General features: G+C 60.8%; 13 protein-coding genes and 1 pseudogene. 6 read left to right on the forward strand and 8 right to left on the reverse strand.

The window, feature by feature from the left end; genetic code table 11:
• Nucleotides 1-1952: glycosyl hydrolase family 65 protein (locus HHJ19_RS00275; RefSeq protein WP_366929367.1), on the forward strand; the 1952-nt coding region annotated here is incomplete at its 5' end.
• Between the two features lie 541 nt (nt 1953-2493).
• On the opposite strand, the gene HHJ19_RS00280 is transcribed toward HHJ19_RS00275, so the two are convergent.
• From HHJ19_RS00280 to HHJ19_RS00290, 3 genes are all read right to left on the reverse strand, one after another.
• A complete protein-coding gene (locus HHJ19_RS00280) occupies nt 2494-3675 on the reverse strand; it encodes an AI-2E family transporter (RefSeq protein ID WP_296903050.1) in 1182 nt (393 codons plus the stop codon).
• 132 nt (nt 3676-3807) lie between these two features.
• Entirely contained in the window at nt 3808-4551 is a 744-nt protein-coding gene (locus tag HHJ19_RS00285; protein WP_296903052.1) for a LytTR family DNA-binding domain-containing protein, read from the reverse strand.
• Nucleotides 4548-5507, reverse strand: coding sequence for a histidine kinase (locus HHJ19_RS00290; protein ID WP_296903063.1), 960 nt, complete (start codon nt 5505-5507; stop codon nt 4548-4550). The genes HHJ19_RS00285 and HHJ19_RS00290 overlap by 4 nt, the downstream gene beginning before the upstream one ends.
• A 329-nt stretch (nt 5508-5836) precedes the next feature.
• Between HHJ19_RS00290 and argH the strand changes: the two genes are divergently transcribed.
• The 5 genes from argH to HHJ19_RS00315 all read left to right on the forward strand — a co-directional run bounded on the left by argH (nt 5837) and on the right by HHJ19_RS00315 (nt 12940).
• Entirely contained in the window at nt 5837-7246 is a 1410-nt protein-coding gene (gene argH, locus HHJ19_RS00295; RefSeq protein ID WP_296903064.1) for an argininosuccinate lyase, read from the forward strand.
• A gap of 142 nt (nt 7247-7388) precedes the next feature.
• Nucleotides 7389-8048: a response regulator transcription factor gene (locus HHJ19_RS00300; RefSeq protein WP_296903054.1), complete on the forward strand. Its 660-nt coding sequence runs from the start codon at nt 7389-7391 to the stop codon at nt 8046-8048.
• Entirely contained in the window at nt 8045-9394 is a 1350-nt protein-coding gene (locus HHJ19_RS00305) for an ATP-binding protein (RefSeq protein ID WP_296903055.1), read from the forward strand. The genes HHJ19_RS00300 and HHJ19_RS00305 overlap by 4 nt, the downstream gene beginning before the upstream one ends.
• Nucleotides 9395-9468: 74 nt before the next feature.
• Complete coding sequence (locus HHJ19_RS00310) at nt 9469-10980, forward strand: DegQ family serine endoprotease (protein ID WP_296903056.1); 1512 nt, start codon at nt 9469-9471, stop codon at nt 10978-10980.
• Nucleotides 10981-11791: 811 nt separating this feature from the next.
• Nucleotides 11792-12940, forward strand: a complete 1149-nt coding sequence (locus tag HHJ19_RS00315) for an alpha-hydroxy acid oxidase (RefSeq protein ID WP_296903057.1) — start codon at nt 11792-11794, stop codon at nt 12938-12940.
• Between the two features lie 33 nt (nt 12941-12973).
• Here HHJ19_RS00315 and HHJ19_RS00320 read toward each other — a convergent pair whose 3' ends face one another.
• The 5 genes and pseudogenes from HHJ19_RS00320 to HHJ19_RS00345 all read right to left on the reverse strand — a co-directional run.
• Nucleotides 12974-13795 (reverse strand): alpha/beta hydrolase, encoded by an 822-nt coding sequence (locus tag HHJ19_RS00320; RefSeq protein WP_296903059.1) that lies wholly within the window; start codon nt 13793-13795, stop codon nt 12974-12976.
• Between the two features lie 127 nt (nt 13796-13922).
• A complete protein-coding gene (locus HHJ19_RS00325; protein WP_296903061.1) occupies nt 13923-14699 on the reverse strand; it encodes an enoyl-CoA hydratase-related protein in 777 nt (258 codons plus the stop codon).
• 33 nt (nt 14700-14732) lie between these two features.
• Nucleotides 14733-15215: a 3-keto-5-aminohexanoate cleavage protein gene (locus HHJ19_RS00330; protein WP_296903065.1), complete on the reverse strand. Its 483-nt coding sequence runs from the start codon at nt 15213-15215 to the stop codon at nt 14733-14735.
• Nucleotides 15163-15465: a hypothetical protein gene (locus HHJ19_RS00335; protein ID WP_296903068.1), complete on the reverse strand. Its 303-nt coding sequence runs from the start codon at nt 15463-15465 to the stop codon at nt 15163-15165. The genes HHJ19_RS00330 and HHJ19_RS00335 overlap by 53 nt, the downstream gene beginning before the upstream one ends.
• Before the next feature lie 283 nt (nt 15466-15748).
• A pseudogene (locus HHJ19_RS00345) lies at nt 15749-15861 on the reverse strand (TetR/AcrR family transcriptional regulator); the annotation flags it as partial.

The following is a 15861-nucleotide window of genomic DNA, read 5'->3' on the forward strand; positions in this document are numbered from 1 at the left end:
GGCGGACACTCCAGACCTGGAAAGACCCGCAGCTGGCCGCCGTGTATGCCCGGCAAAATGAAAGCCGTGATGGCTTTGGCGAATCCACCGTTTTTCTTGCCTTGGCAATCGGGGGGGTCGATACGGCGATCCAGTGGACATGCGATCGGAGCGAATTTTTCGACACACTGGGTCGGCTTGTGTTGCCTGCCACGCTGGGCCTGCGAAGTGGCGGCGAGTTCGACCCCTGCGCCGCCATTGGTCAAGAATTTACATTGACCGGTAACGACAAAATCAATTTGAACTTTTTCCTCGGACATGCGGAAAATCCGGCGGCAGCGCAGCAGATGGCTTTGCGCTGGCTCCCACGCAACACATCGGGCGCGCTGCGAGAGGTGAAGCAGGGCTGGTCAGCGCTGCTGGGCAAAGTGCAGGTGCGAACGCCCGACGCCAAATTTGACGCGCTGGTCAACCATTGGCTGCTTTACCAGACTGTTGTTTGCCGTCTCTGGTCCAAGGCCGGCTTTTACCAGGCTGGTGGCGCCTTCGGCTTTCGGGACCAGTTGCAGGATGCAATGGCGCTGGCGCTGACTGACCCTGCACGTCTGCGCGAACAAATCGTCGTCAACGCTTCGCGCCAGTTTCCTGAAGGTGATGTCCAGCACTGGTGGCACGCCCCAGGGGGCGAAGGGGTGCGTACCCATTTTTCGGATGACCTACTTTGGCTGCCCTATGCCTGCGCACACTATATTGAGGTTACCGGCGACGCCGGTCTGCTGGATGTGTCCGTTTCCTTCATTGATGGCGCGCCGATTCCTAATGGTGCCGAGGACGCGTATTACACACCCCAGGTCAGCACCCAATCAGCCAGTATTTACGAGCACTGCGCTCGAACCATTGAGCGCAGCCTGGCCGTCGGCGTGCATGGCCTGCCCCTGATGGGCACGGGAGACTGGAATGACGGCATGAACCGAGTCGGCCACGAAGGGCGCGGCGAATCGGTCTGGCTGGGCTGGTTTTTATGCAGCGTGGTCGAACGTTTCCTGCCCATGGCCACCCAGCGGGGCGACGCCGCGCGCGCGCAACGCTGGTCCTTGGCGCGCAACGGCTGGATCGCTGCACTGCACGATGCCGGCTGGGACGGCGCCTGGTTTCGCCGTGCCTTCTTCGACAACGGAGCGCCACTGGGTTCGGACACCAATGAGGAATGCCGCATCGACCTGATTGCCCAGGCCTGGTCGGTACTGTCTGGCGCTTCGACGCCGGCCTTCACGAGCTCGGCCATGCTGGCGCTCAACAACCAGCTGATCGACGAAAAAGCCGGCCTTTTGCGGCTGTTGGATCCGCCGTTCCAGCATTCGGCCAACAACCCCGGCTATATCCAGGCCTACCCACCTGGCGTGCGCGAGGACGGCGGACCATACACGCACGCCGGGGTTTGGGCCATGATGGCTCAGGCACTGAGCGGGGATGCGGAAGGCGCGTGGCGCAGCTTCAAGGAACTGAGCCCGGCGCACCGCAGCGAGCACGCCGAGCGAGGTCCGGCCTACGAGCTCGAGCCTTATGTCATGGCCGGAGACGTCTACAGCGCCTCTCCCTACGTGGGCCGCGGTGGCTGGAGCTGGTACACCGGCTCGGCGGCCTGGATGTATCGTGCGGCAGTGGAAACATTGTTGGGTCTGGCCGTGCGACCCGGTCGCCTGTCCCTTTCGCCCCGTCTTCCCTCGCACTGGCCCGCCGTAGAAATCCGTCTAAAACTTCAGGGTCGCGACATCACGGTGCATTGGCAAAAAGCCGGCCATTCCAGCGCTCCTGTGAAAGCCGATCAGATTCTTGGCTGGGGTGAGTGGGTGGAACTCGACACCCTGCCGGAGCCTGCCTTATTACTGGTGCGTGACGAAGCCAGGCGGCAACACCCGTCGGATTTCGTGATGACCGGAGCGACAACACCGCCCACGCAAAAATCCCCCTAAGCAGTACACCTGAGCTTGAAGCGAGCGCAGATCCTCCGTGCAAATCGACGCGCGCAGTCCTCCTTCGCTCATCGTCAAGCAGATCACGGTTAGCGGCCGGGATAAACCGCAAAATAATAATTCCTGCCTTGAGCTACCTACGCTCGGTTTACATTGACTGGGAAGCGCGTCACCCAAAACTTCTCCATACGGCGGCAGCCTCAATGTGACAGTCGATCCCGAAATCTCGGGGCGCAATTACTTAAACAACGATATCAGCGCCGGCAACCACGCGTCATTCATGCAGTTTTGTACGTCAATGCAGTGAGCACTTTCGTCAACACCGTCAAAACCTGCTGGGAGTCCGAACACGGCCAGTGGGTCACCTGGCTCCTGGCCACCGGCTAACGTAACCATCGCGAACAGTTACCGTGGCAACTAGATGCTTGGCTATGGCTGCGAAATCATTAGGTGTCAACAACCGATCAATATTGACATCCAGCCATTGTTTTACCCGCTTGAAAATCGAGTACGCCAGATTCGAGGCCTTGGCAGCGTCCCGTCATGACCCGAGAAACTCGCCAATCGGTTTCAGGTCATCAACCCGGTCGCAAATCGACTTGACCATCATCAAAATGGGTATGCCCAACAACAGGCCCCACACCCCCCACAACCAGCCCCAGGCGAGCAATCCCACAAACACCGCCACAGGACTGAGCCGGCTGGCGCGGCTGGTCAGCCACGGCGTCAGCAGGTTGCCGACAACCGTATGGATAAGCAGCGAACTGCCGCCAACCGCCATCGCCATGTCAACCGAGCCAAACTGCAGGAAACCCACCAGGGCCGACGCCGCGGCGGTGATCAGCGAGCCAATGTAGGGCACCAGATTGAGCACGCCGGCGACAATTCCCCAGACCGCCGCATTGTCCAGTCCCAAGGCCAGCAGAGCCAGCCCGGTCATTACCCCCACCATCACGCTTGTCAGCAGTTGCACCTGAAGATAGCGCTGAATTTGACCGGTGATCTCGTGCAAGGCCTGAAGCGTAATTTTTTTCTTGCTGAGGCTGGGGCCCGCCAGCTTCACCAGTTTGCGCCTGAAAGTATCACCCGACAACATGAGGAAATAGGTGAGGAAAATGACCACCGCTATCTGCCCGAGAAGGGCCATCAGGCCGATCGTGCCCGACCATAAATAGGCTTTAAGGTCAAACCGCGATGTCTCCACCACAACTCGCATCGCGCCGCTGCTTGAGACTGGTGGTGCGGCACTTTCACGCGCGGCCTGCTCAATTTGCGCTGCCGCCTTTTGCATGGTGTCAAGCGCGCTGTCCGAACCGCTATTGCGCATTTTCATGGCTTTCCTGAACTTCTGCGCGGCCGCCGGCAGCGATTCCACCAGCTGCCCGGCCTGCCCGCTGAGCGAATAGCCGGTCGTGCCAATGCCGCCCATGATGGCCAGCAGCAGAATTGCGGAGCTTAGCCAGCGCGGCACGCGCCTGAGTTCCGACCAATTGACGAGCGGCGACAGGGCATAGCTGAAAAGCACGCTAAGCATGACAGGAATAAAAACAGCCTTGGCCCAGTGCAACACAAACAGGCTCGCAAATACCGCCAGCACCACCAGCGATACGTTGCGTATATCCACCGGCATGTGAAGCAGCATCCGTTCGGGGTCGGCCTTGGGCTCCGGCAAGAGCGTCAATTCCGGGCCTGCAGGCGGCGTGATGGTACTTTCTTCAGTCATCAATATTTCCATTCAATTTCTTACGCAATTTATTGAACGCGAAGTACAGGCCAAACCGCGTAGGACTCTTTCACCAGCAGTGATCGGCTGGCATGCCTGATGAGCACAAAAACGGCTGCCATGTTCATTCGATCAACCAACAATGGCTTCGCGCACCGCCCCAAGCTGGCGCCGCGAAACTGCGAGCACTTCATCAATGCCGTTAAGCCGTACCGCCCATCCTTCACCTTCCTCGGGATCAAAATGTTTCTCAAGCGCGCGCACGGCGCGCCGCGCGATCAGCGCATTGCGGTGAATGCGCACGAAATGAGCCGCATGGCGCTCCTCCAGCTCGCTCAACGAACCGTCCAGGATGTAGCTGCGTCGAGCCGTGCGCACGGTGATGTATTTGAGCTCGGCCTTGAGATAAAGCACCTCGGCCAGTGGCACCCGTTCAGTCCGGCCCCGGTCCTGAATGATCAGTGTTTCTTCAACAATTCCCGGCTGAGGCGATTGCACACCCTGCCCGAGCCGCTCCACTTTTTGTAGCGCCTGCTGCAGTCGCTCAAGTCGCACCGGTTTGGTCAGATAGTCAATTGCTTCAAGGTCGAACGCCTGCACCGCATGCTCGGAATGCGCCGTGACGAACACCACGGACGGCGGCCTCGGCAAGGCGGCGATGTTTCGCGCCAGCGCGATACCGTCGGTCCCCGGCATGCGGATATCCAGCAGTACGGCATCAAAGGTGTCATGCTGCAGAGCGCTCATGGCTTGCACCGCATCGGCCGCTTCGGCCGCCGCCACCGCAGGCGGCGAGGTGCAATCAGCAAGCAGCGTGCGCAGGCGCGATCTGGCCAGGGCTTCATCGTCAACGACCAGTATCTTCAACTGTTTCATGCGGGAACCTCCAGCCTAACCTGAAACAGGCCGTCCTTGAGCACCGTCCTGAATTGCGACTGCACATCATGCAGCAGGAACAGGCGCTCGCGAACATTGGCCAAAGCCAGTCCGTGGCCCCGCTCCCCCGCACCCGCTGGACATGAGTTGGTTACCTTGACCACAACCGTGCTGCCGCGCCGCAGGGTGGAAATCCTGAGCTCCGCACCGCTGGCGCTCGGTTCCACTCCGTGCCTGACGGCGTTTTCGACCAGCGGCTGCAACAGCAGGGGCGGCAGCCTGGCCTCGGAGGCACTGGCGTCCAGGCTCCACTGCACCCGAAGCCGGTCGCCAAAACGGATTTTCTCGATTTCCAGGTAACGCTGGGCCAGCGCGATCTCCTGCCCCAACGTGACCGACTCGGCCGGGTCCGCTAGCGCATGCCGGAACAGTTCGCTCAAGTCTTCCAGCACCGTCTCCGCCTTGGCGGGTTCAGCACGCACCAGTGCAATGGCACTGTTAAGCGTATTGAACAAAAAGTGTGGCCGGATGCGCGACTGCAATTCGGCCAGCCGCGCAGCCGTCGCTGCCGGCGTACGCGCCTTGGTGCGCCAGAAGAGCCCCGCCAGTACCATCGCAGAAAGCAGCGCGCCCGCAGCCGCGCTTGCACCCCAATGCGCCGGTTGCTGCAGCCCCATCAAGGCCAGCAGACCACAGGCATAGGCCCCAGCCCCCGCTCCAAGTACCGTGCCGGCCAGCCACTGGCTAAAAACTTCCAGCTGGTTCAGCCTGCCCTTGAGCGCGCAAACCGCAATCAGCCAGGCCAGCGTGCCCGGCAGGACACCCCCGGTCAGCAGCGAAAATCGCAGCAGCCAGTCGAGCGGCTCGGTCGTTCCAAACATTGCGCCCACGCCGACTACAGCCTCCACAAACAGCACCACGCGCAACACCACGCCAACGTGGCAAGCGTCAAACATGCTGGCGGGCAATGGCGGCGGTGCTTCAAACTCGTCTGCCGGGGTCAAGCCACCGCGCAGCGTGGAGTCTTCAAAGTTTGGCGGTGCGGTGCGTGGAGGCATTGATTCGGCTGGTGTTTTTAACTCTGAAGTCCGGTCTGGCTTGACAACCCAAAAAGCATTTAAGAGCGCAGATAAAATCGCAAATGAGAGTATTGCACTGCGCGTGGCTTTCACGCCATCGGTTAAAACACTATTTCAGCCGCACCGGTAGCGCACACTTGCCCACCCCGGAGCAAATGGATCACTCAACACCGGCCCTGATTGCCCCCGAACAACGAAAGCCCGACGTGAATCAATTCGACAAAAAATCCCAAGCCTGGTCTGCCCTGTTCTCCGAACCAATGAGCGATCTGGTCAAACGCTACACTTCCAGCGTATTTTTTGACAAACGCTTGTGGCAGGCCGACATTGCTGGCTCGCTGGCCCATGCCGACATGCTGGCCGCGCAACATATCATCGCGCGCGCCGACCATGTCGCCATCAAGGACGGCATGGCGCAAATCACGGCTGAAATAGAATCCGGCGAATTTGAATGGAAGCTGGACCTTGAAGACGTGCACCTCAACATTGAAGCACGCTTGACCCAGCTGGTTGGCGACCCTGGCAAGCGCCTGCACACCGGCCGCTCCAGAAACGATCAGGTGGCCACCGATGTGCGCCTGTGGCTGCGCGGCGAAATGGACCTGATCAGCGCGCTGCTCACCGACCTGCAAAAAGCGCTGGTCGATATGGCGGAGAAAAACGTCGACATGATCATGCCCGGTTTCACCCACTTGCAGGTAGCGCAACCCGTTAGCTTTGGCCACCACATGCTGGCTTATGTCGAAATGTTTGCGCGCGACGCCGAACGCATGGCTGACGCGCGCAAGCGTGTCAACCGCCTGCCACTAGGCGCGGCCGCGCTGGCCGGCACCAGTTACCCGCTGGACCGCGAACGGGTCGCCGTCACTCTGGGCATGGTCGATTCGCAAGGCCAGCCGCAGGTCTGCCAGAACCGTCTTGACGCCGTCAGCGACCGTGACTTTGCGATTGAATTCACGGCCGCCGCTTCGCTGGCGATGGTGCATATCAGCCGCTTCAGCGAAGAGCTGATTCTATGGATGAGCCAGAACTTCGGCTTCATTAACATTGCCGACCGCTTCACCACCGGCTCATCCATCATGCCGCAGAAGAAAAACCCCGACGTGCCTGAACTGGCGCGCGGCAAGACCGGCCGCGTCGTCGGCCACCTGATGGGCCTGATCACCTTGATGAAAGGCCAGCCGCTGGCCTACAACAAGGACAACCAGGAAGACAAGGAGCCGCTATTTGACACCGTTGATACCTTGAAAGACACGCTGCGCATCTTTGCCGAAATGGTCGGCGGCATCACTGTCAGGCCCGAGGCGATGGAGCGCGCAGCCCTCAGAGGCCATGCCACCGCCACCGATCTGGCCGACTACCTTGTGAAAAAAGGCCTGCCTTTCCGCGACGCCCATGAAACCGTGGCCCATGTGGTCAAGGCCGCCACCGGCCAGCAGATCGACCTGTCGGAGTTGCCGCTGGACGTGCTGCAGCAGTACAACCCGAAAATCGAAAAAGACGTTTACCAGGTGCTCAGTTTGCGCGGCTCGCTTAACGCGCGCAACATCCTGGGTGGTACGGCGCCAAGCCAGGTACGGGCGCAGATCGCACGGCACCGGGCTCGGCTGGCGTAAAGGGCCGGAGCAACAAGCGCCCCTGTTTTTTGTTTCTGGTTCGATGCGAGATCAAGAGCGTTGCTGCAGATCGTATTGAAGTAGAAATGAAATTAAGCCTCGCCTAAGCTTCGAAGCCGAAACTGGCTTGAAGGAAACCACAATGCGCTTACTGCTGGTTGAAGACGATGCCATGATTGGCGAAACACTGCTGCAGGTACTGCGCGAGCAGCACTATGCCGTCGACTGGGTCAGGGATGGCAGCATGGCGGACGAGGCGCTGCGCAACCAGCATTACGACCTGGTCTTGCTCGACCTCGGCCTGCCAAAGCGTGACGGCCTCGAAGTGCTGCGCGCGCTGCGTGCACGGCGCAGTGCCGTTCCGGTGCTGGTCGCGACGGCGCGCGACGAGGTGGGTGACCGTATTGCCGGACTCGACGCGGGTGCCGACGATTACGTGCTCAAACCTTATGATACGGATGAACTGCTGGCCCGCGTGCGCGCCCTGCTGCGCCGCAGCGCAGGTCGTGGCGAGCCAGTGTTTGAACATAGAGGCGTGAGCCTCAATCCGGCCACCCGCGAAGCAACGGTTGACAGGCGACCGGTGTCTTTGTCGGCACGCGAATGGGCGGTACTCGAACCGCTGCTCGCCCGCCCCGGCGCGGTCTTGTCACGCGCCCAGCTTGAAGAAAAACTCTACAGCTGGAAAGACGACATCAGCAGTAATGCGGTGGAAGTTTATATCCACAACGTACGGAAAAAACTGGGGCCCGATCTGATACAGACCGTTCGCGGACTGGGTTATGTGGTGCCCAGGGAATGAAGGCCACGGTTTCCCATTCCTTGAGGGGGCGCCTGCTCTGGTTTGTGCTGGTCGCCATTCTGCTGGCCGCCGTGTTGCAGGCCATGACGGCTTATCGCGGCGCCCTGCAGCAGGCCGACGCGATGTTCGACGACCATCTGCAGCAGATGGCCCACTCATTGCGCGGTGGCGTTCCGCTGGGAATTGCGCAGGCGGAAGGCGACGATGGGACCGGTTTTGATTTGTATGTACAGATTTGGGGCCAAGACGGCAGGCAAATTTTTCGCTCCAACCGCTCGGCCCTGCCGCCGCGCGCAGTGCTGGGTTTTTCCGACGTAGAGGCGCACGGCAACCGCTACCGGGTATACACGCTGCAAACGCCTTCGCAGACTGTGCAAATTGCGCAAAACCTGAGCGCCCGCACCGCGCGCGCCAGGGGCTTGGCGCTGCGCGCCGTTCTGCCTTTTGCGCTGCTCACTCCGCTGCTGATGCTGGCGGTCTGGTGGATCATCGAGCGCTCGCTGGCGCCCATTGACCGGGCACGTCGCCAAGTCGCCAACCGCGCGGCTGATGATTTTTCTCCCCTGGCGGAAAGTGGCCTGCCCGACGAAGTCCGCCCGCTGGTTGATGAACTCAACCTGCTGTTCGGCCGGGTGCGCGGCGCCTTCGATGCGCAAAAAAATTTCGTCGCCGACGCCGCTCATGAACTCCGCTCGCCCTTGACTGCGCTGAAGCTCCAGGCCCAGGCACTGCGCCGCGCCGATAGGGAACCGGCCGCCCGCGAAGCTGGCATCACGCGCCTGAATCAAGGCATAGACCGGGCCATCCGGCTGGTCGAGCAGTTGCTGCTGCTGGCGCGTGAGGAAGCCGGCACCTGGCAAACTGGCCCCGGCGCCGAGCGTGTCGATTTGCAGACCGTGGTGAAGCTGGCGGTGGCCGACGTTCTGCCGCAGGCCCGGCACAAGCGCATTGATCTGGGCTTGGCAGAAAACCAGCCCATGCTGGCGAATGTTTCGGTCAATGGCCAGGTCGAGGCCTTGCGCATCCTGCTGCGCAACCTGCTGGACAACGCCGTCAAGTACACGCCCAGTGGCGGCCAGGTCGATGTCTCCCTTCAGCTCGACGAAGGGCAGGCGATACTGGCGGTGGAAGACAGCGGACCCGGCATCGCAGCCGATGACCGGTCGCGCGTATTCGACCGTTTCTTTCGCGCCAGCGATGTCGCGCTTGAGGCAGGTAGCGGGTTGGGCTTGGCGATCGTCAAAGTCATCGCCGACCGGCATGGCGTGACGCTGGCTCTGGACCGGTCCGAACGCCTGGGCGGTCTGAAAGTCAATGTGCGCTTTCCTCTTGCACCGCCACTTTAAGTTTCACCTAAGGCTGGTTCCATACAGTTGAGTTTATCGGTACCAGGGTGTGCCTCAACTGAAGGAAGCTTTGCATGAAATCTGCCGCTTTGAACAATACCCGGCTGGTGGCCGCCCTGCTGGCCGCTGGCCTGATCGGGGGCGCCGGAGTAGGCGCATTTAACGCCGCGCACCCATCCGCCATTGCGGCGCCGACGCCGGCCATCGTTGCCAGCGGCAACGCCGCGCCGTCCATGGCATTGCCCGACTTCTCGCAGATCACCGAGCGCCACGGCCCGGCTGTGGTCAACATCAGCGTGACCGGTACCACCCGGGTATCTAGCGACTCGCCGCAGGCGCAAGGTGGGGATGAGGGCGATGCATCCTCCAGCCAGCCAAGCGACCCGATGCTTGAGTTTTTTCGTCGCTTCCAGCAAGGTCATGGCCAAGGTCAGAGCGGGCGCAATCAGCAGGAAATGCCCACCCGCGGACAGGGCTCTGGCTTTATCGTCAGCGCTGACGGTGTCATCCTGACCAACGCCCATGTCGTCCGCGATGCGAAAGAAGTGACCGTCAAACTAACCGACCGCAGGGAATTTCGCGCCAAGGTTCTAGGCGCCGACACCAAAACGGACGTGGCAGTTCTCAAGATCGAGGCCAAAAATCTGCCGGTCGCCACGCTGGGTAAAACCAGCGAGCTGAAAGTGGGCGAATGGGTGCTCGCCATCGGCTCGCCTTTCGGCTTCGAGAACACCGTGACCGCTGGCGTCGTCAGCGCCAAGGGCCGGTCCTTGCCCGATGACAGTGCCGTGCCTTTCATCCAGACCGACGTTGCCATCAACCCGGGCAACTCGGGTGGCCCCCTGTTCAATACGCGCGGCGAGGTGGTCGGCATCAACTCGCAGATCTACACCCGTAGCGGAGGCTACCAGGGTGTATCGTTTGCCATTCCGATTGACGTGGCAAATCGTATCAAGAACCAGATTGTGGCCACTGGCAAGGTTGAGCATGCCCGCCTGGGTGTGGCCGTTCAGGAGGTCAACCAGGCCTTTGCTGACTCCTTCAAGCTTGACAAACCAGAAGGTGCGCTTGTATCGATGGTTGAAAAAGGCAGCCCGGCCGATAAGGCGGGTCTGCAGTCGGGCGACGTCATTCGTCAGGTCAACGCCCAGGCTATCGTGTCGTCGGGCGACTTGCCCGCTGTGATTGGGCTGGCCTCGCCGGGCGACACCATCAAACTGTCGGTATGGCGCCAGGGATCCTCAAAAGAGCTGACCGCAACGCTCACCAACGCCGATCAGAAATCAGCACAGGCAGCTGCCACAAAAGAGGCTCCGGGTCAGGGCAAGCTGGGTCTGGCGCTGCGCCCGCTGCAACCCGATGAGAAGCAGGAAGCCGGCGTGGATGATGGTTTACTGGTCCAGCAGGCGAGTGGACCGGCAGCCATGGCGGGCGTGCAGGCGGGTGACGTTCTGCTCTCGATTAACGGCGTTCCCGTCAAGAGCATCGAGCAGGTGCGCACTGTTGTCGCCAAGTCCGACAAGTCAGTCGCGCTTTTGATTCAAAGAGGTGACAGCAAAATTTTTGTTCCAGTCAATATCGGCTGAAAGCTGAAAGCTGCAAGAGAGAAGCTAAACCTTGGCCGGGCTGGCGTGCGGTGCAATTGCAGGATGTCAGCGGCAAGGTGGCTGACGAGATCTGGCTCGAGGGTCGCCGCGCCCTCCTGCGCTAAACCCGCGGCTTCATTCCTCCTCGCATGGAATAGACTCGCGGTCGCTCAGCCACTGCAGCGCCGGTGCTGGCTGACCTTGCGGGGAGTTCCGCTTGCCGCGCCTTGGCGTGCTCGGGCGACTGCGCAGACGCAAGCGGGTCCCTCCGCACCAACCGGGCCGCTGTGGCCTTGCGGTTGGCCCTCGCCAACTCTCGCTACGGCCGATCACCACGCGGACACGCTCGAAAAAGTTCTCGTCGCGGGGGCGCCAGCTGGCCATCAGCAGCATCTCCTCTGCTTGGCCCGGGAAAAACAGGGCTTTCGAACGCATTGCCCGCAGGATTTCCACACTTCAAGCACGGGCAGGCAACTCGAACCGGGCGGCATCAACTTCGACGATTCCCGCCGTTCGCGCTAGCGGATGCTGAAGCTCATCACCACCCTGAAAGACATGCCCGGATTTCGTGCACTCGAGGGTTCGCCGGGGGTCGCAGCCGACCACGGTGGGCCTTACGTTGGTGCAGGAAAGTCGTGAAGCCGCGAACTGCTGACCAGCGCGGACACACCCCAAGGATAAGACGCAATCAAGCGAGATCATCGAGAAAAGAAGGATTCCCGCCGAATGAGAAAATTTCCGGGGCATCCAAAATTTTTTAAATCTGCTGCAGTCAAAACTCGCTAGGATAATGTGTCAGGAGACAAGACCCATGCCCGTCATCACCAACATTGAAGACCTGCGCGTTCTAGCGCAACAACGCGTTCCACGCATGTTTTACGACTACGCCGACTCAGGCTCCTGGACCGAGAGCACTTACCGCGCCAATGAGGCCGACTTCCAGACCATCAAGCTGCGCCAGCGCGTGGCGGTGAATATGGAAAACCGCAGCCTGGCCACCACCATGATCGGACAAAAGGTCACCATGCCGGTGGCAATTGCGCCAACCGGCCTGACCGGTATGCAGCACGCCGACGGCGAAATCCTGGGTGCGCTGGCGGCGAAAAAATTCGGCATTCCTTTCACGCTCTCAACCATGAGCATCTGCTCGATCGAGGATGTGGCCCAAGCCACCGGAGGCCACCCTTTCTGGTTTCAGCTCTACATGATGAAAGACCGCGACTTCATCGCCCGCCTGATTGACCGCGCCAAGGCAGCAAAATGCTCGGCGCTGGTCATCACGCTGGATCTCCAAATCCTCGGTCAGCGCCATAAGGATCTGAAAAACGGCCTGTCGGCGCCGCCCCGGCTGACCATCGCCAACCTTATCAACATCGCCAGCAAGCCGCGATGGGCGCTTGGCATGCTGGGCACAAAGCGCCGACACTTCGGCAACATCGTTGGTCATGTCAAGGGTGTTGAAAACATGGGTAGCTTGAGCGAGTGGACCGCCAAGCAGTTTGACCCGGCGCTCAACTGGGGCGATGTGGAATGGATCAAACAACGCTGGGGCGGCAAGATTATCGTCAAGGGCATTCAGGATGTGGAAGACGCCAGGCTCGCCGTCGAGTCGGGCGCTGACGCGCTGATCGTCAGCAACCACGGCGGGCGACAACTCGATGGCGCTCAAAGCAGCATTGAATCCTTGAGCGCCATCGTCGACAGCGTTGGGCAGCAGATTGAAGTTCACATGGACGGTGGCATCCGTAGCGGCCAAGACGTTTTAAAGGCACGCGCACTGGGAGCGAAAGGCACCTATATCGGCCGTGCCTTTTTATATGGCCTGGGCGCCATGGGCGAAGCTGGCGTCACAAGGGCGCTCGAAATCATCCGCAACGAACTCGACATCACCATGGCGTTTTGCGGCCATACCGACATCAATACCGTGGACAAAGGTATCTTGCTGCCCGGCACATTCTGAATCGGCCGGAATTTCTCTGCTCGCGGCCTTCTGTCAGCTGGCTATAAATTCCAGCAAGTCGCTGGTGAGCCTGTTCTTTTCAGTGGCAAACAGACCATGCGGCGCGCCGTCGTATTCAATCAGGGTGGAGCCCGCGATTCCTTTGGCCGCAGCGCGGCCTGCGGCGTCGATCGGTACGATGACATCACTGTTGCCATGAATGATGAGCGTGGGAACCTTGAACGCCGGCAGATCGCCCCGAAAGTCGGTCGTGGCAAATGACTTTGCACAGGCCAGCGTCGCTTTCAGGCTGGCCTGCATCGCAATATTACGTGACGCCTCCATCAGCTCCTCACTGACCGGGCTGGAAAGCATGCCGACGCCATAAAAGTTCTTGAAAAAACTGGCAAAAAACTTTGCCCGGTCTTGCTTCATGTCTTGTCCCATTTCGTCGAACACCGCCTGCTCGGTACCGTCGGGGTTGTCGGCCGTCTTCAGCATGAATGGCACCACCGAAGAGACCAGGACTGCCTTCGAAACTGATTTCCCCTGATGACGGGACATGTAGCGGGCGACTTCACCACCGCCCATCGAAAAGCCTGCCAGCACCGCATCCTGCGCTCCGGTCTGTTCGATCACAGCCGCCAGGTCGTCAGCAAGGGTGTCGTAGTCGTAACCGCTCCAGGGCTGGGAAGAACGGCCAAAACCACGCCTGTCGTAGGCGATGGCGCGGTAGCCGGCTTCGGCGATCGCCATGGCTTGATCGTCCCAGCTGTCGGACGAAAGGGGCCAGCCGTGAAGCAAAATAACCGGGCGGCCGCTGCCCCAATCCTTGACATACAGCTTCGTTTTATCAGCGGTGGTAACGTAGTTCATAGCGGAAATACCCTTGAGTGTTTAGGCATTTATTTTTGTGTATTTTCCTGAATTTGATTTGTAGGAAAAGGTGGGAAGACGCTGTCGGTTGTGACCCACGTACGCCCTTGAAGAGCGCCGGGGGCAATCAGGAGAAGCGTGAAAAATCTGGCGTCCGTTTGCTCAGGAAGGCGTCCACTGCTTCATGTAGTTCGGGCGATGCCACCGCGGCGTCCAGCGCTTTTCCCTCGGCTGCAAACGCGGCTGCGAGCGCTGCGCGATGACCTGCCTGCAGCAGCCGCTTGGCCGCGCGCAAGGGGCCGGGCGGTAGCGCGGCAAGTGCCACCGCCGTCGTCTGTGCATGCGCCATCAGAGCCTGCGGCATCACCACTTCCGAGACGATGCCGGCACGCTTCGCCGTGTGGGCGTCGAACGGGGCGGCCAGCAGCACCAGCTCGCGGGCCAGGCGCACACCCGCATGCAGCGGTAGCAGGTAGCTGGCGCCAAACTCGGGCACCAGTCCCAGCCGCGCAAACGGCAGCTGGAACAAGGTGCCCTCGGCGGCAAAAACAAAGTCACAATGCAGCAGCAGGGTACTGCCGCCGCCAATGGCCGCCCCGTGAACCGCGGCGACCAGCGGTTTATCAAAGTCTGCCAGCCGCTCCAGCAGCCGCGCAAGCGCCGATCGTGCGTAGCCCTCGGGGAAAAGTTCCGTCGCCAGCCCTTTAAGATCGGCGCCAGCGCAAAAAGCGTCGCCCTGCCCCGACAGCAGCACCACGCGCACGACAGGGTTGCCTTGGGCCTGGCGCAAATGGTCTTCCAGCGCGGCGAACCATGCATCGCTCATCACATTGCGCCTGCCCGCCGTGCCAAAGCTCAGCCGCAGAATGTGCTGGTCCAGCACTGCATTAAATTGCACCGTCATACCTTTTTTTCCTCTTGTTTTTCAACTACGGATTCAGTCAGCCGGCAGAACAGCCAGGCCCAAAATTGGCTGAAACTCCTGTGGCAAAATCACTTCGTGGCCGGCTTGGCGCGCATACCGCACCAGTTGCCCGATCAGCGGCACGTTCGACGCCACCTTGCTGCCGCCAGACAGGTAAAACGTGTCTTCCAGCCCGCTTCGAAGGGGGTTGACCCGCTCGGCCGTGCACCGATGCGCAGACCCGATTTCGGTGCGGCCAATCGCGGCGGTCTGCCAGAACGCGCCCCGCAACTTGAGCCTGAGCAGGACGAGCAGCAGGTCGGCCTCGGCCGGTACGCCCAAGGCAACGCCCATCACGAGTTTGTCTTTCGGCAGCCGGTGGTACATGCCGGTCAGCCTATACATTTTGACCCAGCGAACGATGCTGACGTCAAAACACTTTAACGCTGGCAGCATACCGGTTTCAAGCATCGCGTCGATGAAGTCCTTCACCTTGGCCGACGGGTTGTCGAACACCCTGGGTGGCCAGGCCCAGCCGGCATTCGCGTGCACCTTCCAGTTGTTTGAGCGAGTCGGCGTTACAGGCCGCCATCTTGGGCTGCGTTGCGCGCGAGCAGTCGAGCGGCCCCTGATACGCCTGGCCGACCACGCCGGCGCTCTGGTTGATGATGAGGCCGGGGCAGGCATCGCGCATGGTTTGCGCACCATCGCGCGCCACTTGCAGGTCCCACGAGGGAAAATGTCCCCTGGCGCCGGCGCGTTCCACCCGATGCAAAAACCGCAGCTTTTTTCGCAGCGCGATTGAAGCGGACTCATGATGCTGCCGCTGAATCCGCTGCACCCTGAAAGATACGCGGCAGCCCGGCTCTCTGGAAGGCCGCCGGACTTCCGCTCCGCGCGGCGCTGGGGCGGCTGCGCGTCGGGCAGCACCACCTGCGCACTGAGTCGGGCCAGTTCATGCGCCGTGCAGCAGCCAGTGCCCGAGCCGTCGCCCGTCCCCAGCATCACCTGCCGGGTCAGCAGACCGGATTCAAAGATAGATGAGGACATCATGTCTCTCCAATGAAGAGCAACAGGGCCTGTGCAGTCAGCGCATCAAGCGACTTGCCGCCCTGCGGGCTGAACCACTGGACCGCCCAGTTCAGCGCGCCGAAGATCAACA

This window comes from Polaromonas sp., assembly GCF_012927415.1.
Lineage (GTDB): Bacteria > Pseudomonadota > Gammaproteobacteria > Burkholderiales > Burkholderiaceae_C > Polaromonas.

Excerpts from the sequence above, each read along its gene's own strand:
- HHJ19_RS00280 (WP_296903050.1), bottom strand. The coding sequence starts at position 3,675 with ATGACTGAAGAAAGTACCATCACGCCGCCTGCAGGCCCGGAATTGACG.
- HHJ19_RS00285 (WP_296903052.1), bottom strand. The coding sequence starts at position 4,551 with ATGAAACAGTTGAAGATACTGGTCGTTGACGATGAAGCCCTGGCCAGA.
- HHJ19_RS00290 (WP_296903063.1), bottom strand. The coding sequence starts at position 5,507 with ATGTTTGACGCTTGCCACGTTGGCGTGGTGTTGCGCGTGGTGCTGTTT.
- HHJ19_RS00300 (WP_296903054.1), top strand. The coding sequence starts at position 7,389 with ATGCGCTTACTGCTGGTTGAAGACGATGCCATGATTGGCGAAACACTG.
- HHJ19_RS00305 (WP_296903055.1), top strand. The coding sequence starts at position 8,045 with ATGAAGGCCACGGTTTCCCATTCCTTGAGGGGGCGCCTGCTCTGGTTT.
- HHJ19_RS00310 (WP_296903056.1), top strand. The coding sequence starts at position 9,469 with ATGAAATCTGCCGCTTTGAACAATACCCGGCTGGTGGCCGCCCTGCTG.
- HHJ19_RS00315 (WP_296903057.1), top strand. The coding sequence starts at position 11,792 with ATGCCCGTCATCACCAACATTGAAGACCTGCGCGTTCTAGCGCAACAA.
- HHJ19_RS00320 (WP_296903059.1), bottom strand. The coding sequence starts at position 13,795 with ATGAACTACGTTACCACCGCTGATAAAACGAAGCTGTATGTCAAGGAT.
- HHJ19_RS00325 (WP_296903061.1), bottom strand. The coding sequence starts at position 14,699 with ATGACGGTGCAATTTAATGCAGTGCTGGACCAGCACATTCTGCGGCTG.